At 32.1% G+C, this 22,140-nt stretch carries 18 protein-coding genes; 11 read left to right on the top strand and 7 right to left on the bottom strand.

Features of this window, described 5'->3' with window-relative positions:
- Positions 1–15: 15 nt before the first annotated feature.
- The 4 genes from ACJBCC_RS06885 to ACJBCC_RS06870 form a co-directional block, all read right to left on the bottom strand.
- Positions 16–990 carry a Gfo/Idh/MocA family protein gene (locus ACJBCC_RS06885; RefSeq protein WP_407556752.1) on the bottom strand — a complete coding sequence of 325 codons (975 nt, stop codon included), beginning with the start codon at positions 988–990 and terminating at the stop codon, positions 16–18.
- On the bottom strand, positions 990–2,804 hold the full coding sequence (locus tag ACJBCC_RS06880; protein WP_407556751.1) for a sodium:solute symporter family transporter: 1,815 nt from the start codon (positions 2,802–2,804) through the stop codon (positions 990–992). Before ACJBCC_RS06880 ends, ACJBCC_RS06885 begins: the two co-directional genes overlap by 1 nt.
- A gap of 197 nt (positions 2,805–3,001) precedes the next feature.
- The gene (locus ACJBCC_RS06875; RefSeq protein WP_407556750.1) at positions 3,002–5,503 is read right to left on the bottom strand and encodes a PIG-L family deacetylase; all 2,502 of its coding nucleotides are present in this window, start codon (positions 5,501–5,503) and stop codon (positions 3,002–3,004) included.
- A gap of 234 nt (positions 5,504–5,737) precedes the next feature.
- On the bottom strand, positions 5,738–6,541 hold the full coding sequence (locus tag ACJBCC_RS06870; protein WP_407556749.1) for a T9SS type A sorting domain-containing protein: 804 nt from the start codon (positions 6,539–6,541) through the stop codon (positions 5,738–5,740).
- Positions 6,542–6,811: 270 nt separating this feature from the next.
- On the opposite strand from ACJBCC_RS06870, the gene ACJBCC_RS06865 reads away from it, so the two are divergent.
- Positions 6,812–7,723 carry a hypothetical protein gene (locus ACJBCC_RS06865; protein ID WP_407556748.1) on the top strand — a complete coding sequence of 304 codons (912 nt, stop codon included), beginning with the start codon at positions 6,812–6,814 and terminating at the stop codon, positions 7,721–7,723.
- A gap of 12 nt (positions 7,724–7,735) precedes the next feature.
- Entirely contained in the window at positions 7,736–8,392 is a 657-nt protein-coding gene (locus ACJBCC_RS06860) for a hypothetical protein (RefSeq protein WP_407556747.1), read from the top strand.
- An 8-nt stretch (positions 8,393–8,400) separates the two neighbouring features.
- On the opposite strand, the gene ACJBCC_RS06855 is transcribed toward ACJBCC_RS06860, so the two are convergent.
- Positions 8,401–8,901 (bottom strand): hypothetical protein, encoded by a 501-nt coding sequence (locus ACJBCC_RS06855; RefSeq protein ID WP_407556746.1) that lies wholly within the window; start codon positions 8,899–8,901, stop codon positions 8,401–8,403.
- A 3-nt stretch (positions 8,902–8,904) separates the two neighbouring features.
- Complete coding sequence (locus tag ACJBCC_RS06850) at positions 8,905–9,633, bottom strand: DUF6794 domain-containing protein (protein ID WP_407556745.1); 729 nt, start codon at positions 9,631–9,633, stop codon at positions 8,905–8,907.
- Positions 9,634–9,816: 183 nt separating this feature from the next.
- Here ACJBCC_RS06850 and ACJBCC_RS06845 point away from each other — a divergent pair, with 183 nt between their 5' ends.
- Positions 9,817–11,433, top strand: coding sequence for a CTP synthase (locus tag ACJBCC_RS06845; RefSeq protein WP_299100964.1), 1,617 nt, complete (start codon positions 9,817–9,819; stop codon positions 11,431–11,433).
- Between the two features lie 119 nt (positions 11,434–11,552).
- The gene (gene yidC / locus ACJBCC_RS06840; protein ID WP_299100965.1) at positions 11,553–13,457 is read left to right on the top strand and encodes a membrane protein insertase YidC; all 1,905 of its coding nucleotides are present in this window, start codon (positions 11,553–11,555) and stop codon (positions 13,455–13,457) included.
- A 221-nt stretch (positions 13,458–13,678) separates the two neighbouring features.
- On the opposite strand, the gene ACJBCC_RS06835 is transcribed toward yidC, so the two are convergent.
- The gene (locus ACJBCC_RS06835; protein ID WP_299100967.1) at positions 13,679–14,659 is read right to left on the bottom strand and encodes a fasciclin domain-containing protein; all 981 of its coding nucleotides are present in this window, start codon (positions 14,657–14,659) and stop codon (positions 13,679–13,681) included.
- Positions 14,660–14,722: 63 nt separating this feature from the next.
- Here ACJBCC_RS06835 and ACJBCC_RS06830 point away from each other — a divergent pair, with 63 nt between their 5' ends.
- The 7 genes from ACJBCC_RS06830 (at position 14,723) to ACJBCC_RS06800 (ending at position 22,119) form a co-directional block, all read left to right on the top strand.
- Entirely contained in the window at positions 14,723–15,433 is a 711-nt protein-coding gene (locus ACJBCC_RS06830) for a toxin-antitoxin system YwqK family antitoxin (RefSeq protein ID WP_299100968.1), read from the top strand.
- 139 nt (positions 15,434–15,572) lie between these two features.
- Positions 15,573–16,760: a tRNA 2-thiouridine(34) synthase MnmA gene (gene mnmA, locus ACJBCC_RS06825; protein ID WP_299100970.1), complete on the top strand. Its 1,188-nt coding sequence runs from the start codon at positions 15,573–15,575 to the stop codon at positions 16,758–16,760.
- A 112-nt stretch (positions 16,761–16,872) separates the two neighbouring features.
- A complete protein-coding gene (locus tag ACJBCC_RS06820; RefSeq protein ID WP_299100971.1) occupies positions 16,873–18,489 on the top strand; it encodes a S8 family serine peptidase in 1,617 nt (538 codons plus the stop codon).
- Positions 18,490–18,498: 9 nt separating this feature from the next.
- On the top strand, positions 18,499–19,440 hold the full coding sequence (locus ACJBCC_RS06815; RefSeq protein WP_407556744.1) for an NAD(P)H-dependent flavin oxidoreductase: 942 nt from the start codon (positions 18,499–18,501) through the stop codon (positions 19,438–19,440).
- A 149-nt stretch (positions 19,441–19,589) separates the two neighbouring features.
- Positions 19,590–20,825 (top strand): S41 family peptidase, encoded by a 1,236-nt coding sequence (locus ACJBCC_RS06810; protein WP_299100975.1) that lies wholly within the window; start codon positions 19,590–19,592, stop codon positions 20,823–20,825.
- Positions 20,826–20,988: 163 nt separating this feature from the next.
- Positions 20,989–21,510: a DUF3124 domain-containing protein gene (locus ACJBCC_RS06805; RefSeq protein WP_299100977.1), complete on the top strand. Its 522-nt coding sequence runs from the start codon at positions 20,989–20,991 to the stop codon at positions 21,508–21,510.
- Positions 21,511–22,119 (top strand): MarC family protein, encoded by a 609-nt coding sequence (locus ACJBCC_RS06800; RefSeq protein ID WP_299100979.1) that lies wholly within the window; start codon positions 21,511–21,513, stop codon positions 22,117–22,119.
- The last annotated feature ends 21 nt before the right edge of the window (positions 22,120–22,140 follow it).

The raw sequence follows: 22,140 nt of genomic DNA, 5'->3' as shown, positions 1-22,140 counted from the left end.
TTGCGTTTTTTGATTTTAATATTCTAAATCAATTAAATTTCTAACCTTGTCTAAAGTTCTAATGAGTTCTTTACTTTTTTTAAACGGCATTATTGTGCTTTCCGTTTGATTGTCTCTGATTAGTTGGTTAAAATGCTCAATTTCGAAACTATACCCAATGGTTTTATAATTGAAGTTTATGTCTTCGGAATGACCTGTATGGTCAATTAATGTAACCGAAGAGGGCTCGTGAAAACGACTATTTATTTTTATAATACCCTTTTCACAATAAAATGTTGCTTCGGTATTGGTTTCCTCTAATAAGGTACTTTTTAAACTTGCTTCTGCATTATTATATTTAAATAAGATATCGCATTTTGAATCTGCTCCAGATTTAAAAAACTCTGCTTTAGCTTCAATAGATTTAGGTTCACCTAAAGTAGAAAGTGCTACAAAAATAGGGTAGATGCCAATATCTAATAAACTTCCGCCTCCAACAGATTTATCAAAAACTCTAGAGTTTTCATCATAGGTTGGATAGAATCCAAAATCTGCTTCAAGCTTTAATATTTCTCCAAAATGCTTTTGTTCAAGGATATCCAATACATAATTAAAATGTGGAAGAAAATTGGTCCACATGGCCTCCATTAATAAGGTGTTTTTTTCTTTTGAAAGTTGAATCATTTCTTCAACTTCTTGTAATTTCATAGCGAATGGTTTTTCGCATAACACAGGCTTATTACGATTTAAGCATAAAGCAGTATGCGTTTTATGAAAACTATGTGGTGTAGCAATGTAAATAGCATCAATGTTATTATCTGTTACAAGTTCTTCGTAACTTCCGTAAGCGACATTTGCTTGATGCTTTTTTTTAAAGGCGTCTGCTTTCTCAATATCCCTAGAAGCAATAGCGTAGAAATTACATTGAGAAACCGCGTTTAAATCGGTAGCAAATTTAGAAGCTATTTTACCAGCACCAATAATTCCCCAATTAATAATTTTAGAGGTCATTATGCTACTTTTTTAGGCATAACTGCTTGTAGAATATTTGCAACGCATATGACTACAACACAACCAAATAGATTTAACCATAAATAAGGCATCCAATCTAGCCACCAACCTATAACAACAATGGTTTGTGTAATGAGTGCGCCAATAAATACAGCATTTCCTTTTATATATTTAAAGAAAAAAGCAAGTAAAAATATACCTAACACATTGCCATAGAAAATAGAGCCAATAATGTTAACGAGCTGAATTAAGTTCTCAGCCAAATCCGCAAAACACGCAATAATTATAGCTACTATTCCCCAACCAAACGTAAACCACTTAGTTACTTTAACCATGTGTTCATCATCCTTTTCTTCTTTTAAGTTTCTACCATATAAATCAATTGATGTAATGGTTGCTAAAGCATTTATTTCTGATGCTGTAGAAGACATAGCTGCAGATAGAATAACAGCCAATAATAAACCTATTAAACCTTTCGGGAGATTATTTAAGATGAATGTGATAAACATATAGTCTCTATCATTGGTCTGAGTGTCTTTTGCAGCATCATTATATAAGGCGTTTAATTCGGCATTTTTATCAATGTAGGACGAATTGTCCACATCGTTTTCTAATGAGTTCACTTCACTTTGCAGCTCGTTGTATGCTTTTTCGTAATCTGGATCTACTGCTTTTTTAATTAAGAATTTTGATTCTAAACGATATGACTTTTCTAAAATGTTTAAGGCAGCGAGTTGTTTTTTTGAAGCATCATCATTGCCATCTGACTGAGCTAACTGTAAAGAGATTTTATTTTTTAAATCAAAGAGTTCAGCTTGTTGATCTTGTAGTGCTCTGTAATCGTTTCCATACTCAGATGCTAAGACCGTTTGTGTTGATTTATTAATAAAATTTAAAGGTGAAGGGTTAAATTGGTAAAACACAAACACCATAACACCAACTAATAAGATAAAAAATTGCATGGGTACTTTTAGCATACCATTAAACAATAATCCCATTTGCATTTCCTTAATAGATTTGCCAGAAAGGTAGCGTTGTACTTGACTTTGATCTGTTCCAAAATAGGAAAGCATTAAAAATGTTCCGCCTATAATACCAGTCCAAACGGTGTATCTATTCTCTAAATCAAAAGAGAAATCTAATACCTTCATTTTTCCCGTTGCTCCAGCGATATCAATAGCATCGATAAAAGAAACTTCTTCCGGAATTAAATTTATGATGATAAATAATGCGGCTAACATACCAGCAAAAATGACAAACATTTGCTGTTTTTGTGTTACGGTTACAGCTTTAGTTCCACCAGAAACGGTATATATTATGACTAATACTCCAATGATAATGTTAAGCGTTATTATGTTCCAGCCAAGAACTACAGAGAGAATAATAGCAGGTGCAAAAATCGTTATTCCTGCAGCTAGGCCACGTTGTATTAAAAATAAGATGGCGGTTAGACTTCTGGTTTTTAGGTCAAATCTATTTTCTAAAAACTCGTAAGCTGTGTAAACTTTTAGTCGATGGTATAATGGAATAAATACCAGACATATTATGACCATGGCAATTGGCAGTCCAAAATAAAATTGAACAAATCCCATGCCATCAGAAAAGGCTTGGCCAGTTGTAGAAAGGAAAGTAATAGCACTTGCTTGCGTTGCCATTACAGATAGACCTATCGTCCACCATTTAGTTGAATTACCACCCTTTATGTAATCTTGTGCGTTTTTTTGACCTCTTGTTTTCCAAGTCCCATAGCCTACAATAATTGCTAATGTGGCAATAAGTACGGTCCAATCTTTCCAATCTAAAATTTGAGGCATTTTTTATGCGAATGATGCGGTAATAAAGTAAAACAACACAATGTAAAGTGCATTAGCTATTAAAACTGCTGTGTATAATTTACTCCATTTTTGTTTTGCTTGTGGTTGGTTTTGGTTATTCATAATTCTGTTTTTGAGTTAGTTATATGAGGAAGTTATTATATTTTTAATTACATTTTTTTAATTTTAGTCAACCGTTAATCGGTATTTTCTGCGGATAGTAAGTTAGCAAAAATTCTGAAAGCACCTGAGACTCCAGCAGGAAATTCTCTAAAAAAGCTTAAGCCTGTATAAATGTAGTTGCCTTTTCCGTATTTAGCTACTAGTAAAGCTCCACTTTTCGAAGTTTCTCCTTTATCGTTAGAAGCCAGTAATGGCGTGAATTCTTCTGCCCATTCATTAGGGAAATACAACCCTCTTTCCTGCACCCAACCTTCAAAATCTGCACTTGTAATTTTGTTTGGAAAATTTAAAATTGAGTGATTTGGCTCTAAAATTCTCATTTCGGCATTTTCATCTGTAACGCGATCTCTTGATAATTTTAGATGGTATGGTGCTATATTATCTACCTTAAGTCTTCTATTGGTATTATATTGTATCACTAAGTTTCCACCATTTTTTACGAAGTCTAATAGGTGTTTTTGTTTAAACTTTAATTCGTCTACAATATTATATGCTCTAATACCAAGGACTACAGCATCAAACGTAGCTAATTTTTCTGGGGCTATTTCATCAGGTTTAATAATTGTTACGTTGTAGCCAATTTGCCTTAAACTTTCTGGTACTACATCGCCAGCACCTTCAATGTAACCAATATTATTGCCTCGTTTTTCAATATTTATTCGTACTATCTTACTTTCACTAGGCATTAAAACCGTTTGAAAAGGAATATGTGAGTAATCAATCTCTGTAAGTTCATCTGTATAAAAATCGCCATTTACATTTACCATTGGAGTTATCAATCCTTCACTTTGGTTTTTTGGAGGCACAACAGAAAACACCACTTTTTGAATATCTCCTTTATTGGTTATTGCTATTTTTTGCTTTTGAGGAAATACCTGCCAGTCGTTTGGGTAGGCCATTTGAACATAACCTTCTATTCCATCTTTACCCGCTTTTACAATAACTTCTATTTCTTTCTGTTCGTTGTTATCAAAAATATAGACGTCATCACTTAAACTTGCTGACACAATAGGTATGATTTCAAAAGGTCTATATAATTCTCCTTTATCTGGTTTAGAGTAACGAAAGATTACCGGTTTTTTATAGTTTATTGGAGTGCCTTCTATTAATAAATTGAAATCGACAAAGACTGTTCTAGGCGTTTCTGGTAGACCTATTAAATTTTGATCATTAACCTGATACATACCCAATGTACTTTGTTTGTTTAACCAATATGGTGTTGTGTAATCACTATCGTTTGGAATGACAATACTTTCTTCAAAATTTAATTTTTGATTTGAAGTTAACGTCATGTTTTTAGAAATTCCATGAGAAAGGGTTGATAAACCATAAGACACCAAATCTACTTTAGCGGAGCTTCTATTTAAAACTTCCATTTTTAAAGACACTTCAGAATTTGGAGTAGTATTAGGACTGTTTGCAGATACTTCGAGATATAAACCAGTACAAGCTTCAATAATAATTTTAATCTCTTTTGTTTTTACAGTTTTCCAATGCTGATCTTTTATAGACTGAATTAACTTATAAGCTTCTAAAAGTTGTGGTAAGTGCGACGCAGGATTTTTAAAATTAAAATTATTTTCTACGTCTTTTAAAATGTTTTCAATTGCTTTTCCGTCATCAATTCTATTCCAAGATGTATCAATACCTTCAAATACACCTTCTTTATTATGAATAGGTTCTCCTTTTAAAAACTCTATATATTCTTGTTGAGAACCACGCTGTGATAATCGTCCAAAACCTTGACATAAATGCTGGCTACTAGCTAAAGATGCTACTTCATTGTTAGATAGTCCTTTGTTTGGATAGTATACACCAATATCAAAATTTAGCATATTACTTTTGTCCACTTTATCAAATTCCTCTTGACTTCCATAGCGCCACCAAGATGTATTGTAAAATAAACGTTTTGGTTGCCAAGTTTCTGTAATTTCTAATTGTGAGGCATATTTAGTTGGATCATTTGCTAAGTCAAAAGCTTCTAAACTCAACATTGCTGATGCTGTATGATGGCCGTGTGTTCGTCCTGCACGTCTGTGATCAAAACGATTAATTATAACATCTGGTTTAAATTTACGAATAGCCCAAACAACATCTGAAAGGACTTCATCTTTGTTCCAAATTTCAAAGGTTTCATCAGGATGTTTTGAGTAGCCAAAATCATTAGCTCTAGAAAAACGCTGTTCGCCACCATCTACACGTCTTGCTGCTAATAATTCTTGAGTTCTAATAACGCCTAAAAGCTCTCTAATTTCAGGGCCAATAAGGTTTTGTCCACCGTCACCACGAGTTAAAGATAAATAACCGGTTCGCGCCTTAACCTCATTAGACATGTAAGATATTAGTCTTGTGTTTTCATCGTCTGGATGAGCAGCTATGTATAATACAGACCCTAAAACATTTAGTTTCTGAACTGCTTCGTAAATTTCTGATGAATTATATGTTTTTGGTTGTTGTGCTTGTAATGAAACAATGCTGCCTAAAAAAAGCAATAGACAGAGTCTAAAATGGTACATGTGGTAATTAGTTAGTTGCGTTTCAAATATAGAAAAGTTTGAAACGTATCACTTTTAATTTAGATTTATTTAACGATTCCTTGAGTCAGAAATGAAATTTAATTTGAAGACCACATTAACCAATTAAATAACTAAAATTAATTTTGATATTCTACCTTACTCTTTAGGTAATTTATAAAAACAAAAGAGGAATAACCTTGAAGTCATTCCTCTGTAAATTTAATTAAAAGACGTTTACTTTTTTAAAGTTCTAAAACTATATTGATCGTTTTCTGAAAATAGTTTAACGATATAAACACCAGCATTTAAAGAAGATACATCAACTTGAAATTGTGAGGCATTTGGTAGGTGTGTAAGAATATTTTGGCCTAAAAGATTATAGATTTTTACAGATTTGATTTCTGCATTGTAACTTACGTTCAAAGTATTTTTTATTGGATTAGGATACACAGATAATTGACTGATGTCAAAACTATTAACACTTAGCGAACTTACGCTTAAAGTGAGATCTAAAGCTTGTCCATAACCAGGTTGAGCGGCTGTACCAAATGGATTAAAAGAAATAGAGCATGGATCTACAATTGCAGGAGAATCGGCATCTGTATATGTTTTAGTGATTCTTATACGTGTAGCTCCTATAACGGCATCTGAAGGAATTGTTATATCTAAGGAAACTATAGTTCCATCATCTCCTGTGGTGTTAGTAAGTGTGCCGATAGAATAGACCTCATTAGCATCATCTAAAGTTTCATTTTGATTCCAATCTATAAAAGCTACGATATTTGTATCAAAGTTACCATAAGTATTACCAGTAACTGAAATGGTATAGGTTTGGTTTGGAATTATATTGACTATAGAAGTTGTTTTATCGACTAAAATGGAACTAGTATCAGAATTAGTAATACTTGTTAAATCAAAATTTACTGATGAAATTTCTTCTACAACAGCTCCAGACGGGATTTCGCAATATGGATTAGGAAATGTCTGTGCATTTAAAGCAAAAGTTAGTAAAGTAAAGAGTAAAGTAATTTTTTTCATATTGGTTGTGTTTTAAGTTGACTTTGAAGTTACTTAATAATAAAATAAAATCTTTAATTAATTGATTTTTAACACAATTAACTTTACTTAAGTTAGTTTATTCATTTTTTAAAAGTGCGTTGATATTATTTTTATTAAGGTATTTGAAATGCCGTTTGACTTACTTTTTTGTAACTAGACTATAAAAAAAACCATACATCTACTTTTTGTGTTTTTGATAATTGGTTTTACTACATTGCACTGTTTTTCCCTAATAAAAACAAAACATTAATGGACTTAATAGAGAAGATTATTAATAAGAAAAGTAGAGTGATATTTCTTCTTATTTTTTTGAGCATCGCTGTAATTTCTGCCGAGCCCTTTAGTCTTGACGATAAGAGGAACATTAATGACGCAAATATCTCGATATTTCCATTTACCATAAATGACTCTGCAACTGGTAAAATTAAATCAGCTTTTTTCGCGAGGGATAGTTATAATTCTTTTTTAAAATTAAAGGATAGCGTTCAAGTTTTATTTGTATCCTCAGCATCTTACGCTTCTTCTGTAAATAAAAATGCGAATTATCCCGTTGGTTTTTGTGCAGAGAATGGTAAGTTACTAAATAAAATACCACATCAAACTATGGATGGTCTTGTGCTAATTCATAATAATGAGCCAGAAATTAATACAATGCAAGTTATAGATCTAGATAAAGAGAACTATACATGCAATGATGGCAAATGTTATCCGTATTTTAGTACTGATAATATTAGAAATAATCCTGAAGAAACGTTTTCGTTTATAGATTTAGTTGAAACACAGAATATATCTAGTTTTCAAACCCAATTAGTCTATACGAATTATAAAAGTGATAAAGAAAATTTTAAAAATCTGACTAATGGCGATAATGATAGAAGTAGACGGTTTTTAGCGATTTGCGAAAAAGACAATCAGCTATATCATATTATTTTAGATAGTACGGAAGAAAACTATTTAATGACCTCTGCATTAGATGCTATAGACTATTTACGTCAAGCTAATTATGATGTGCGTAAAATGATTAATTTAGATACAGGTAGTAAAGACATTATGTATGTAAGAGAAGACGGTTTATTAAAAAATTATAGGCCTAATCCATTAACATCATCCTCAAAAATAGAAAACGCAGCCAGCTTATTGGTTTATTATAGAGATCTTTAGACAACGCGTTTTATGAGCTTTAAAAATCGAAATTTTCTATTTATTATTCTAGTTTTCAATTTCTTGGTTGGACTTTCTCAAAGTGAAACTACATCTATTAGTAGTGCAAATAGACTAATTACATTACCACTCGATAGTTTGTCAAATGACTTTAGAACTTATAGTATTGAGGATTACAATTATGCTATAGATACTGCCATTAAAATGTATAAGGATAGTAGTCAAATACATTTAAAAAAACGAGGTGTTAATATTGTAGCTAGTTTAGCTGTGAGTTTTCGTGAGCTGGTAATACATAAAAAAGTAGATTTAGATGCTATAGAAGTTGAAGCTTTGTTAGAGCGTTTTGAAGATGAAAATTTTTATATTGAAAAACCAAAAGTATCTAGATATATAAAACTAATGAACTATTTATGTAAAGGTGAGTATAGCTATGTGCATCATAGGCTTATAGATACAAGAGGATATAATATACTTTGTGTTTTTTTATTTTTATACTTTTCGATTTTTCTTTTTAGCTATTCAAATCAATTTAATTGGAAACATCAAAAACAATTTAGAAAAATTACTTTGTTTTCAATAGCATTTTTAGTTCTACTTTTCATTATTTTTAAATGTACTTGCCTTAATAATATAAAGGATTATTCCTTTTATGGAATTCCAGTATAACAAATTTTCTAAGTAGTAGCTTTTCTATTTAAAAACCAAACGTAACACACTAGTAGAATAACAAGAAGCCATAGCGCACCTATACTGCTGTAGTTAATAGTATTAAAAATTTTTACAAAGTTTAATTGACTTAAGTAATCTGCTTTTGAAAGATCATCGTAAAGTAACATCACTTTTTTATCAGACCAATTTTGAACCAATGGTTTCGTAATAGCAGCAAATATTGACAGTAAAACGAATAATAGCCAAGGAAATCTTGAAGATTTTAATTTTATAGAACTTATTTTTTTCTTTAATAATAATATAGAGATAACGCTAAAAATTACTGCTATTACTATGCTAAAAGCTGGTACATAGTATTGAAAGTGAATATTAATAAAACCATGCGATAGGCCATAATGAAAATAACCATATATGAAAATTTCCATTATAGCAGATAAAGCACTGATTAGTGTAAAGCCAAATATCAACCAGAGTATAGGTTTATAGATTGTTGATTTTTGTTTCATTCGTTAATTTACATTTCTTATTTTCCAAGAGTTAAATAAAGATATCGTAAAGGTATCGCCTTCATCTAATTCTTGATATAATATTTCTGTATCATTTTTATTTTTACTTTTCAGTTTTAGCTGAAATGAAGCACTTAAAGAATCCTCTGCTACAAATTTATTTAGCAACGTAGCGGTAATTTCTAAATCTCTCTCTGATTTAAATTTCCACTCTATTTTAGGACAATTGTAATCTATAGCATTATTATGTTCATCAACAGGAAGTCGTATTAATATCATGTCATTAACACTAAATTGATGGTAAGCGTCTAATGCTTTTTTATTAATTTGGTTTTGGCAGTCTTCAATAGGTTGCCAATAATTAAGAATTTCGTCTACTTGCTTTTGTAAGTTAAGTTGTTTGCTGTTTATATAATTATGATAGGTGTTTAGTATTAAGCCAGACTTATCCTTAACTCTGTATACACCCAAAGAATCAAAAAATGCATTTAACTTAACAGACGCTTCGTGGTTGTTTAAAAGATTTTGTTGTAAGTCATTTTCAATAGCGTAATCATAATAAACAGGTGTTACTTCTTTGATTACTATATCACTAAAACCTAATCTCTGATCATCATGCCAGTTTTTATCTAAGTACTGAAATGCAATGTCTAAGGTATTAGGAACTAATATTTTTTTCTTGCAAGAAAGAAATACAGAAACCAAAAGAATGCTAAATAATCTAAATTTCAATAGGTCTATGGTTTAATTACTATACGAAGTTCGACTTTTTTTATAATTCAGCAAATTAAATCCGTTGTATGTCCCAATTACACAGAGGTTTGGAGCTGTAACTTATAACATATCAACAAACCTTAAAGAATTCATAGATTACTCGTTTTATTTTGTAATTTTGTCTGCGTTTAACAACGTACCATGACCACAAACCCTAAATATATTTTTGTAACAGGAGGCGTGTCTTCTTCACTAGGAAAAGGCATTATAGCAGCATCTTTGGCTAAACTCTTACAATCACAAGGATACAGAATTACCATTCAAAAATTAGATCCATATATTAATATAGATCCAGGAACCTTAAATCCATATGAGCATGGTGAATGCTATGTTACGGATGATGGCGCAGAAACAGATTTGGATTTAGGACATTACGAACGTTTTCTAAACGTACCAACCTCTCAGGCCAATAACGTTACAACAGGTAGAATTTACCAAAGCGTTATAGATAAAGAAAGACGTGGAGAGTTTTTAGGGAAAACAGTTCAAGTAATTCCACATATTACAGATGAGATTAAACGAAGAATTCAAATTTTAGGGAACTCTGGTGATTATGATATTGTAATTACTGAAATAGGAGGAACTGTTGGTGATATTGAATCTTTACCATACATTGAAGCAGTAAGACAACTAGAATGGGATTTAGGTGAGCATAATACCTGTGTAATTCACCTAACTTTAGTACCTTATTTATCTGCTGCTGGCGAACTAAAAACTAAACCAACCCAACACAGTGTAAAAACTTTGATGGAAAGTGGTGTACAAGCTGATATTTTAGTTTGTAGAACTGAGCATCCGCTAAGCGAAGGATTAAAAACCAAGTTAGCGCGTTTTTGTAATGTAAAAAAGGAAGCCGTTATTGAATCTATTGATGCATCTACAATATATGATGTACCAAATTTAATGCTTCATGAAGGTCTAGATAAAGTGGTGTTAAACCAATTGCAACTCAAAAGTGATGTACCAAATTTAGAACGCTGGAACGAGTTTGTAAAGCGTCATAAAAATCCTAAAAGTGAAGTAACTATAGGATTAATTGGTAAATATGTAGAGTTACAAGATTCTTATAAATCTATACTTGAAGCTTTTATACATGCTGGTGCAGAAAAAGAAGTTAAGGTTATAGTAGAACCTATTCACTCTGAATATTTATCAGAAAGTAATATTGAATTTAAACTCGGTCATTTAGATGGTGTTTTAGTGGCACCTGGCTTTGGTGAGCGTGGTATTGAAGGTAAAATTGATGCCGTCAAATTTGTAAGAGAAAATAATATTCCATTTTTAGGAATATGCTTAGGTATGCAAATGGCAGTTATAGAGTATGCCAGAAATGTTCTAAATCTTAAGGATGCTAATTCTGTAGAAATGGATGAAAAAACGCCAAATCCTGTAATTAACCTTATGGAATCACAAAAAAATGTGGTTAACAAAGGAGGAACAATGCGTTTAGGAACATGGGACTGCAAGTTAGAAACAAAAGGCATAGCGCATAAAGTGTATCAATCTGAAATGATTACGGAAAGACATAGACATCGTTTTGAATTTAATAGTGCTTATAAAGCGCAATTCGAAAATGCTGGTTTAATACCAACTGGGTTTAATCCTGATACTGGTTTAGTTGAAATTGTAGAGATTCCAGAAAATGATTGGTTTGTTGGTGTACAGTATCATCCTGAATACAAAAGTACAGTGAGTAATCCTCATCCATTATTTGTGGCATTTGTATCAGCAGCATTAAAATACAAGAAGAAAAAATAAATTAAACGTGCCACTTTGGCGCAATTTTAACTTTGGACAGTTTTTTGGGTTGTTCAATTGTTACCTTATAAGACCTGTTAGATTTAAAAACCTGACAGGTCTAAAATTGAAAACTAAACATGGAAGAAAAGAAATTCGACGTTAAATCTATTATTGGCTTCATCCTTATATTTGGGATTTTGGTATTTATGATGTATCAAAATCAGCCAACTCCAGAAGAACTTGAAGCTCAGAAAAAAGCAGAACAAGAACAAGTTGAAGCTGAAAAAAATGAAAGTAAACCAGAGGAAACTTTAGTTACTACGTCTAACGACTATGCAAACCCACAAGCTTTAGATTCTACACAACTAGCAGCTGCTCAAGGTAAGTTAGGAAGATTTGGTTATGCTGCAACATTATCAGGAGAAGACGTTACCACTGTACAAACTGATGTTTTTGAATTAAAATTTAATAGAATAGGTGGTCATTTAGCTGAGGTAAAATTAAAGAAGTTTGTAGATTATGATTCGGTACCAATCTATTTGGTTAAAGATAATAATAGTGCCTTCAATATTACTTTCGGTACTTCAGACAACAGAACGTTTAATACGCAAGAATTACCTTTTCAACCTAAAGTCACTAAGAGTGGAGATAATACAATTATTTCTATGAAATTTAAGGCTTCAGAAACGGCATTTTTAGAATACCGTTATGAGTTGAAGCCAGATAATTATATGATTGATTTTTCAATCAAATCTCAAGGTTTGAGTGGTGTATTTAATACTTCACAACCGATTACCTTAGACTGGAAACAAAAAGGAATTCGTCATGCAAAAAGTATAAGCTACGAGAATCGCTATACAAGATTAACCTACATGCACGATGAAGGAAAGGTCGATAAATTATCTCAAATGGGAGATGATGATGAAATTGTTGAAGATGTAGAGTGGTTATCATACAGACAATTCTTTTTTAGCTCTATTCTAGTTTCTAACGATAGTCCATTTAAAGATGTGGCGATGACGTCTAAGAATTTAGTAGATGATGAGGAGATAGATACGCTTTTTACTAAAACCTATACATCTAAGCTACCTTTGGCTTACAGTGGAGGCGAAATAAATAAGAGTTTAGGTCTGTATTATGGACCAACAGAAGCCTCTACTTTAAAATCTTATGATAAAGGTTTAGAGGAAAGTATACCATTTGGATGGGGAATTTTTGGATGGATTAATAAGATTTTATTCATTCCTTTATTTGGATTCTTAATACAATATTTACCGCATGGTATTGCTATTGTTGTAATGACCGTTTTAGTGAAGATTATGTTGTCTTTTGTGCAGTATAAGCAATTTTTGTCTCAGGCTAAAATGAAAATTTTAAAGCCTGAATTAGATGCTGTAAGAGAAAAGTACAAGGACAATAAGTTAAAGGCGCAACAAGAAACAATGGCCATTCAAAGTAAAGCAGGTGCAAGTCCATTAAGCGGATGTTTACCTGGTTTAATGCAGATTCCTGTATTCTATGCCTTGTTTCAGTTTTTCCCAACTGCTTTTGATTTAAGACAAAAAAGTTTCCTTTGGGCAGATGATTTAAGTTCTTATGATTCTATTTTAGAATTACCATTTAGCATTCCTTTTTATGGTAGTCATGTGAGTTTATTCCCAATATTAGCTGCAATTGCTATTTTCTTCTATATGAAAATGACAACAGGTCAGCAAGTAGCATCACAGCCAACGCAAGAAGGTATGCCAGATATGGGTAAAATGATGAAATACATGATTTATTTCTCTCCATTACTTATGTTAGTATTCTTTAATAATTATGCTTCTGGTTTAAGTTTATATTACTTTATCTCTAATTTAATTAGTATTGGTATTATGTTAGTGATTAAAAACTACATAATTGATGAGGACAAAGTATTGGCTAAAATTGAAGTGAGTAAAACAAAGCCTAAAAAGCAAAACAAGTTTCAGAAAAAAATGGCTGAGATGATGGAGCAGGCTGAAGCTCAAAAACAAGCACAGCAAAAGAACAAAAAGAAGTAATTCTTCAATTTTATATAACAAGCCTTAACTTAACTGTTAAGGCTTTTTTATTAATGTTACATTTTGATAAATGTATGTGTCGTCTCCATGAATGCTAATTAACTTTAGAATAGTCTAAAAGTAAAATCATATCGCATTAAATAGCAGAAGCCCAAACTTTATGTTTGAGCTTCTGCACCTAACTATTAATCAAAAAATATAAATAAATTCCCTTATTTATTTTATTGTGGTGTTAAAACAACTTTATCAATCACATGAACCACACCATTCATTGCTTGTATATCTACTAATGAAACGATAATATTACTCACTCTGCCATTAGCATCTGTTAAAGTGAAAGCCGTATTGTCTGCAGTAATATCTCCACCAAGTGTTGTTACTGTTCCGTTTGGTAGTTGTGATGATTGTACATTGGCGTTGACGATGTGATATAATAAAACAGCATCTACTGTATCAGTGCCTAAATCTGATAATGCAGACACGTTTAATTCTGTCAATAAATCTGAAAAAGCATCATTGGTAGGAGCGAACACTGTATATGGTCCAGCTGTAGCATCAGATACAGTTGCTATATATGGCACAGTTGGAGTTCCTGAATCAGCATAAGCTAAAGCAGCAACTAAAGTATCTAAAGCAGGATTTGTTGTTGCAAATGTCGCAATAGTTGGTAATCCAATAACTTCATCTACAATATGTACTATACCATTAGAAGCTATGTTATCTGCGTTTATTACTGTTGAGGATCCATTAATCATTACTACGTTAGAAGTATTAAAATATAGACTCAAATTTGCGCCATTTGGACCCGTTGCACCAGTGTTAACGTAACCAGATCCAGCATTAGCCAAAGTCGTTGAGTTAATCGTCTCTCCAATTATAACATGATTCAATAAAATATTTCTCACTAAATCTTCTTCTGCAGCCGATAAATTGTCTAAATCTAAACCAGTTGCCGCTAAAAGATCAGCAAAAGCCTCATTGGTAGGAGCAAAAACAGTAAAAGGTCCAGAACCTTGTAACGTCGTTACTAAATCAGTGGCTGTTAGTGCTGCTGCTAAGGACGTTAAATTGTTCTCTAAAGCAATATCAACAACAGTTGTTGGTGCTGTTGTGCCATTGTCGTCATCGTCGCTACATGAAGTAAAACCTATAACCATTAGAAATACTGCAAGTAATTTGTAGTTTTTTAAAATAATTTTCATTGTTTTGAGTTTTTAAATTGTTCATCATTCAAACCACATTGGTTTGTTTAACAAATATAGAAAATGATTAAACAAAAAATTTATACTCTTTTTATTTTAACAGTTTTTTTAACAACTGGTTATGCTCAAAAATCTGTAAATCAATTTGACAAAGAAGGCAAACGTCACGGTATATGGACAAAGAACTACCATAAGACCGATCAAAAACGATATGAAGGTACTTTTGTCCATGGCAAAGAAGTAGACTCATTTAAATATTACACATTATCTTCTGGTAAAAGTGTGTTAAGTGCAGTAAAAGTCTTTAATCAGTCAGATAGTATTGCTGATGTTACGTTTTTAGCTTCAACTAAGAAAGTGATAAGTAAAGGCCAAATGAATGGTAAACGATTTATTGGTAAGTGGGTTTTTTATCATAAGAACTCTTCAGATGTCATGATTATTGAACATTATAATGATAATGGTTTACTTGAAGGCGAACGTTTTGTATATTTTAAAAATGGAAAAGTCGCCGAAAGTGCAAACTATAAAAATGGTAAACTTCATGGTGAATCTAAATGGTACTCTGAGAAAAGTGTGTTGCTCAGACACGCTAATTATGAAGATGATCATTTAGAAGGTAAAACTATGCATTATGATTCTGAAGGAAATATCATTTCAGAAGGCAATTATATTAAAAGTCAGAAGAAAGGCATTTGGAAGTATTATAAAGGTGGGAAACTAACAAAAAAAATAGACCATACCACAGAAGAAGTAATTTACAAGAAAGAATAGTTTAAAACTATGATATCTATAGAATTTCAAAATGGCAATCTCAATAGGATTGCCTTTTTTATTTTGTAATTTTGCCGAAGTTTTTAAGACTAAGATTTTTTAACTAAATACCAGATTCCTGTTTTTACAGGTATTGCTTATGAAAAGAGTTATAGTAGGACTTTCAGGAGGTGTAGATTCTAGCGTTGCAGCTTATCTTTTAAAAGAGCAAGGCTACGAGGTTATTGGCCTTTTTATGAAAAATTGGCACGATGATTCTGTGACTATTTCAGATGAATGCCCTTGGTTAGAAGACAGTAATGATGCAATGCTGGTAGCAGATAAATTGGGTATTCCTTTTCAAACGGTAGACTTAAGCGTACAATATAAAGAGCGTATTGTAGACTATATGTTTAATGAATACGAAAAAGGACGAACTCCAAATCCTGATGTATTATGTAATCGCGAAATAAAGTTCGATGTCTTTATGGATATAGCTTTAGAACTAGGAGCAGATTACGTAGCAACTGGTCATTATTGTAGAAAAGCAACAATAGAGAAAGACGGTAAGCAAATCCACCAATTATTAGCAGGTGCAGATGATAATAAAGACCAATCTTATTTTCTATGTCAGTTATCACAACAGCAATTAGCAAAAGCGTTATTTCCAATAGGCGAATTACAGAAACCAGAAGTAAGAGAAATAGCTAAAGCTCAAGATTTAATTACTGCAGAGAAGAAAGATTCTCAAGGACTTTGTTTTATCGGTAAGGTAAGACTACCAGAATTTTTACAGCAACAGTTAAAACCAAAAGAGGGTGATATTGTTGAGGTAAATTCAGATTTAGAGATTTATAATCAAGCCATTCCTAATTTCGATTCAAAAGAAGCAGAGTTAAAATACAGATCTAAAAAACCAGTATATAATATGTCTGATGGTAAAGTGGTTGGTAGACATCAAGGTGCACATTATTTCACTAAAGGTCAGAGAAAAGGCTTAGGTGTTGGCGGAACTGTAGAACCATTATTTGTAATTGACACTGATGTTAATGAGAATATTATTTACACTGGTCAAGGAAAGAATCATCCTGGATTATATAGAAATGTTTTATTTGTAACCAATGACGAATTGCATTGGGTTAGAGAGGATTTAGCATTAAATGATGGAGAAATAATGTCAGTAATGGCAAGAATTCGCTATAGACAAGCTTTAGAAAAAGCTACCTTACACAAGGTAGACTCTGGCTTATATGTAGCGTTCGAGAATAAACAATCTGCAATTACAGAAGGTCAGTTTGTGGCTTGGTATTTAGAGGATGAGTTGGTGGGTTCAGGAGTTATTTCTTAACTTGCAGAATAACGTTTTGTTGCTTGTAATGACAGATTAAGGTGGTTTTAAGAAACCCAAAAGTTTGTGATTACGTATATTATAGAGTTACAATTCATTAAATCATAAATCTATGAAAATCACTTTCACGTTATTACTGTTGTTATTTATTAATACAATTGTTTATGCGCAAGAAGATGCATGGATTTACCTTACAGACAAACCAAATGTAGCGGCATCCATAGCGAACCCAATTAGTATTCTTACCCAAAAAGCTATCGATAGAAAGCAAAATCACAATGTGTTAATAGATGAACGCGATGTACCAGTCAATGAAACTTATATTGCCGATCTCAAAACGCAATCTGGTATCACAGTAATGGCAAAGTCTAAATGGTTTAATGCCATCCATGTTAGAGGAACAGAAGCAGATATCAATGTCTTAAGTAATTTAAATTATGTAGAAAGTATAGATTTTGCGAATAATAGTTTAGATACAGCTTCGAGAAATGCTTCGATTTTAGATAAAAACGAAGTAGAGAATGAGAACATAGCGTTTACATATGGTGACACGCAGAATCAAGTAGAAATGATAAATGCAGATAACTTGCATTTAGCAGATTTTACAGGTGAAGGCATTACAGTTGCAGTTATGGATGCCGGATTTCCCAATGTAAATACAATGACTGCTTTTCAACGCTTAAGAGATAATGGCGATTTACTTAATGGCTATGATTTTGTAGATAGAAATGCTGATGTTTATGCCTTTACGGGCAATAATCATGGAACAAAAGTATTGAGTACTATGGCGGCTTTTGTGCAAGATCAATATGTTGGTACAGCACCAGATGCATCGTATTATTTGTTTAGAACAGAAGATTCTGGTAGTGAAAATCCGGTAGAAGAAAGTTATTGGGTTGAGGCAGCAGAGCGTGCAGATAGTTTGGGTGTAGATATGATTAATACGTCACTTGGGTATCAGACTTATAATAATTCTAATTACGATTACGCACCTTCAGATATGAATGGTCAAGTAACTTACATTTCAAAAGGAGCTTCAATAGCAGCAGAAAAAGGTATTCTGGTGGTTGTCAGTGCTGGTAATTCAGGTGCAACGAGCTGGCAAACTGTTGGTGCTCCAGCAGATTCTCCAAACGTTCTAAGTATTGGTGCTGTAAATGCAGATGGTAATTATGTGTCATTTAGTTCGCAAGGTAGCGCTGCACAAGTTGACTATCAAAAACCAGATGTTGTTGCGCGAGGAGGTCAAGCCTATGTGATTAATGAGTTTGACACAATTTTACAGAATAACGGAACCTCTTTCAGTGGACCAATAATGTGTGGTGGTATTGCTTCTCTTTGGCAAGCCTTGCCAGATGCTTTGCCAACTGAAATTATGGATTTTGTAAGAGAATCTGCTTCTCAGTTTACAACACCAGATGATTTTTTGGGTTACGGCATACCAGATTTAGATTTAGCGAGAGCTAATGCCTTATCAATAGATACTGAACTCAGGGAAGATTTTGTTTTTTATCCTAATCCAGTTTTATCTTATTTAAATATAGAATTGCCTTCTCATGTAGAGCATGTTGAAGCTATAATTTATAATCAATTAGGACACGAAATCTTATTTCATTCATTTAATGAAGATGTAAATTCAGTTGATGTATCAAAATTGGTATCCGGAATTTATATGATGAAATTTTCTTCGGAACATAACAATTATACGTTCAAGTTTATAAAAAAATAACTCCTAAATATGGCAAATAGAATCACATCACTTTTCAATATAAAATATCCAATCATTCAAGCTGGAATGATTTGGAATAGTGGTTGGAAACTAGCATCAGCCGCAAGTAACTCCGGTATTTTGGGTTTAATTGGTGCAGGTTCTATGTATCCAGATGTGTTGCGAGAGCATATTCAGAAATGTAAAGCCGCAACCGATAAACCTTTTGGTGTTAACGTGCCAATGTTGTATCCTAATATTCAGGTAATAATGGATATTATAGTTGAAGAAGGTGTAAAAATTGTTTTTACCTCTGCAGGAAATCCTAAGACTTGGACCGAGTGGTTGCAAGACAAAGGAATTACTGTTGTACATGTTGTGAGTAGTGTAAAATTTGCATTGAAAGCACAAGCAGCAGGAGTTGATGCAATTGTAGCTGAAGGTTTTGAAGCAGGAGGACACAACGGAAGAGATGAAACGACGACGTTGACCTTAATACCTATGGTAAAAGAACAACTTCAAATTCCATTAATTGCAGCAGGAGGTATTGCTACAGGGAAAGCCATGTTAGCGTGTATGGTTTTTGGAGCAGATGGCGTACAAGTAGGTAGCCGTTTTGTTGCGAGTGAAGAATCTTCAGCGCATCAAGCTTTTAAGCAAGTCGTTGTAGATGTTAAAGAAGGTGATACACAATTAACTTTAAAAGAATTAGCACCAGTTAGGTTAGTAAAAAATAAATTCTACAACGAACTACAAGAGCTTTATAAAACGAGTCCAACACCAGAGGAACTCAAAGAATTATTAGGAAGAGCCAGAGCCAAAAGAGGCATGTTTGAAGGTGATTTAGAGGATGGCGAATTAGAAATTGGGCAAATCGCAGGCTTAATACATGATATAAAACCAGTCGCTGAAATTGTTACTGAAATGGTACATGAATTTGAGGAGGCAAAAAACTTTGTTACAAACTTATAAATACCTTCATTTTTAGATGTTGATTCAATAATTTTGATTTGATGCTTTAATATATTGATAATTAAAAATTTAAAAACTAACTTTATATAATTAAAAACTAATGAACATAATTTATTTGTTCTATTCATTCATTCTTAAAAAGAAAGCTGATGCTTAAATTTATAAAGTTCTCATTTATTTTTCTTTTATCAATTTTATCATTGAATGCTCAAATTAGTGATTGCAGTTGTGTCAACGATTTAAATTTTTTAAATGAAAAAATTCAAAAAACACCTTCTTATAAGGTAAGTAAGGTAGATTATGAGAAAGCGTATTCAAAAATAAAAGAAGCCGTTAAAAATTTAGGTTCTGGTTATGACTGTTTTCTTCAATTAAATATTTTGATGCTCTCTTTAAATGATAGGCATTGTAATCTTTATGGTATAAATAAAGGAGCTACTGAGCAAATAAAAAAGAATGATAAAAAGTTTAATGAATTTAAAAACTCAAAACTTTTTGCAGCCTATCCTAAACCAACTATAGATATTGATAGTTTAACTACAGCACTAAAAAAACAATCAAACAACTCGATCGAAGGTATTTATTACAGAAAGAATAATATGTCTATTGGTGTATATAAATCTTTAGAAACTGATTTTTATAATGTTATTGTTTTAAATTCAGAAAACGAGCTATGGAAAACAGGTGAGCTTATTTATACATTGGTTCCTTATGGTAATAATTATTTATTAGCAGTTGGAGGAAGTTTGAGTAGTAAAAGAATGATTGCATTCGGCGAGCGTATTGAAAATGGAGTTTTTTTAACCTTGGGATTTCAAAAAGATGAGTCTGTAGTAAATTATTCTGTTTCAATACATCCTGAATCTACCTATTTAAAGCGCGAAATTTCGCCAGAAACGATCTATCTGAAAGCAGGTAGTTTTAGTTCTTGGAATCCTAAATTATCAGAAGCAGATCAATTTTACAAATCTTTAGAAGGAAAGCTGATTCATAAAAATTTGATATTGGATTTACGAGATAATGGAGGAGGTGGAAATAGAAATTCTGATGGCTTGTATAAAGTTTTGAAAAAATTTTTGAAAAACAATAACGTCTATGTTTTAGTTAATAATAGAACAGCTAGTAATGCAGAACAATTTGCTTATAAACTGAGTGAGTTTCAAAATTGCACTATTTTAGGAAATAGAACCAATGGAACCTTAGCTTATGAAATTGTTGACTCTAATTATAATCTGCCTTGCAATAATTTGTTAGCGGTCTTAACTTCAAAAAAACATGGTAAATATCTTAAATTTGAATCTAAGGGAATCGAGCCAGATGTAAAACTGTCTTCAACTTTAGACTGGATAATACAAGTTAAAAACTATATACAAGAGAATAATTAGCTATTAGAATTTAAACAGTGAATAATCTTGTTAAGTGATTTATTAAACAATATATTTAGATCAACTTTAATTGAATACAAGTTCGGTCTTATATAATATATTGATATGAATTTAAAGGTTTTTATAGTATCTTAAATCAATAATCTAACTAATACATCAAACCATGAAAAAATTAATAATTCTCTCGGTAATACTTCTTGGTTTCTTTGCTTGTGAAAACAAGATCAATTTTGATGCTGAAGAAGACCCAGTGAAAGTAAATTGGAATGAGCGCGTCGCTTCAATCTCTAAAGTAGACTCACTTTTTACTTCAGGACATTCGTATTTATCCGTGTATTCTCAAATCTATAGCTATTCGCAGCATAAAACGTATAATCTTACAGCGATGGTAAGTTTAAGAAATGTTAGTATGAAGGATACGATATACTTAACCAACGCAGATTATTACGATACGCATGGCACACTTTTAAAAAGTTACATAAAGAACACGGTGTATTTAGCACCATTAGAAACCGTTGAAATTGTTATTGACGAAGCAGATATTTCAGGTGGTACAGGTTCTAATTTTCTTTTCGATTGGAAAATACCAAAAGATGCGCCAGAACCTTTGTTTGAAGGAGTTATGACGTCTACAGCAGGACAACAAGGCTTATCATTTGTAACACATGCAAAACGTATTTACTAAATGGCAGAAATTTTAACAAGCATATTTTTTCTGTTTGCGGTTATAGATCCTATTGGTACTGTTCCTGTATTTTTAGAGGCCACCAAAGAGTTTGATAAAAAATACAAGAAGAAAATAGCACTTAGAGCTTCAGGTGTTGCATTTCTAATTTTACTCTTTTTCATTGTCATTGGGCAACTTATTTTAGAAGGCATGGAAGTGTCACTAGATGCTTTTCAAATTTCGGGAGGTGTTATTCTTTTCTTGTTTGCGTTAACTATGATTTTTGGTGATGGTAAACCAGAAAAGGAGAAAAATCAAATTTCAGATTACAAGCATGTTACTATTTTCCCAGTGGCAATTCCTTCAATAGCATCTCCTGGTGCTATAATGGCTGTCGTTTTATTAACGGATAACCATACCTATACTATTAATGAGCAAATTGTAACCACAATTTTAGTATTACTAGTCATTGGTTTAACAAGTTTAATTTTACTTGCTGCCACCAAGGTTCAAGATAGAATTGGTAGTTATGGTATTACTGTAATTAGTAAAATTATGGGCTTAATTTTAGCAGCATACGCGGTTCAGAATATCTTATCAGGTATTTCAGATTATTTTACAAAATAATTAGGGTATTATAGGCGATTG

The organism is Winogradskyella sp. 4-2091, from assembly GCF_045765065.1.
GTDB lineage: Bacteria > Bacteroidota > Bacteroidia > Flavobacteriales > Flavobacteriaceae > Winogradskyella.
The sequence above is the reverse complement of the archived record's forward strand: the minus strand, read 5'-3'. Positions and strand labels throughout refer to the sequence as shown.

What these genes read in the sequence shown, in the direction of transcription:
- ACJBCC_RS06885 (WP_407556752.1), bottom strand. Translation starts at nt 990, where the DNA reads ATGACCTCTAAAATTATTAATTGGGGAATTATTGGTGCTGGTAAAATA.
- ACJBCC_RS06880 (WP_407556751.1), bottom strand. Translation starts at nt 2,804, where the DNA reads ATGCCTCAAATTTTAGATTGGAAAGATTGGACCGTACTTATTGCCACA.
- ACJBCC_RS06875 (WP_407556750.1), bottom strand. Translation starts at nt 5,503, where the DNA reads ATGTACCATTTTAGACTCTGTCTATTGCTTTTTTTAGGCAGCATTGTT.
- ACJBCC_RS06870 (WP_407556749.1), bottom strand. Translation starts at nt 6,541, where the DNA reads ATGAAAAAAATTACTTTACTCTTTACTTTACTAACTTTTGCTTTAAAT.
- ACJBCC_RS06865 (WP_407556748.1), top strand. Translation starts at nt 6,812, where the DNA reads ATGGACTTAATAGAGAAGATTATTAATAAGAAAAGTAGAGTGATATTT.
- ACJBCC_RS06860 (WP_407556747.1), top strand. Translation starts at nt 7,736, where the DNA reads ATGAGCTTTAAAAATCGAAATTTTCTATTTATTATTCTAGTTTTCAAT.
- ACJBCC_RS06855 (WP_407556746.1), bottom strand. Translation starts at nt 8,901, where the DNA reads ATGAAACAAAAATCAACAATCTATAAACCTATACTCTGGTTGATATTT.
- ACJBCC_RS06845 (WP_299100964.1), top strand. Translation starts at nt 9,817, where the DNA reads ATGACCACAAACCCTAAATATATTTTTGTAACAGGAGGCGTGTCTTCT.
- yidC (WP_299100965.1), top strand. Translation starts at nt 11,553, where the DNA reads ATGGAAGAAAAGAAATTCGACGTTAAATCTATTATTGGCTTCATCCTT.
- ACJBCC_RS06835 (WP_299100967.1), bottom strand. Translation starts at nt 14,659, where the DNA reads ATGAAAATTATTTTAAAAAACTACAAATTACTTGCAGTATTTCTAATG.
- ACJBCC_RS06830 (WP_299100968.1), top strand. Translation starts at nt 14,723, where the DNA reads ATGATTAAACAAAAAATTTATACTCTTTTTATTTTAACAGTTTTTTTA.
- mnmA (WP_299100970.1), top strand. Translation starts at nt 15,573, where the DNA reads ATGAAAAGAGTTATAGTAGGACTTTCAGGAGGTGTAGATTCTAGCGTT.
- ACJBCC_RS06820 (WP_299100971.1), top strand. Translation starts at nt 16,873, where the DNA reads ATGAAAATCACTTTCACGTTATTACTGTTGTTATTTATTAATACAATT.
- ACJBCC_RS06815 (WP_407556744.1), top strand. Translation starts at nt 18,499, where the DNA reads ATGGCAAATAGAATCACATCACTTTTCAATATAAAATATCCAATCATT.
- ACJBCC_RS06810 (WP_299100975.1), top strand. Translation starts at nt 19,590, where the DNA reads ATGCTTAAATTTATAAAGTTCTCATTTATTTTTCTTTTATCAATTTTA.
- ACJBCC_RS06805 (WP_299100977.1), top strand. Translation starts at nt 20,989, where the DNA reads ATGAAAAAATTAATAATTCTCTCGGTAATACTTCTTGGTTTCTTTGCT.
- ACJBCC_RS06800 (WP_299100979.1), top strand. Translation starts at nt 21,511, where the DNA reads ATGGCAGAAATTTTAACAAGCATATTTTTTCTGTTTGCGGTTATAGAT.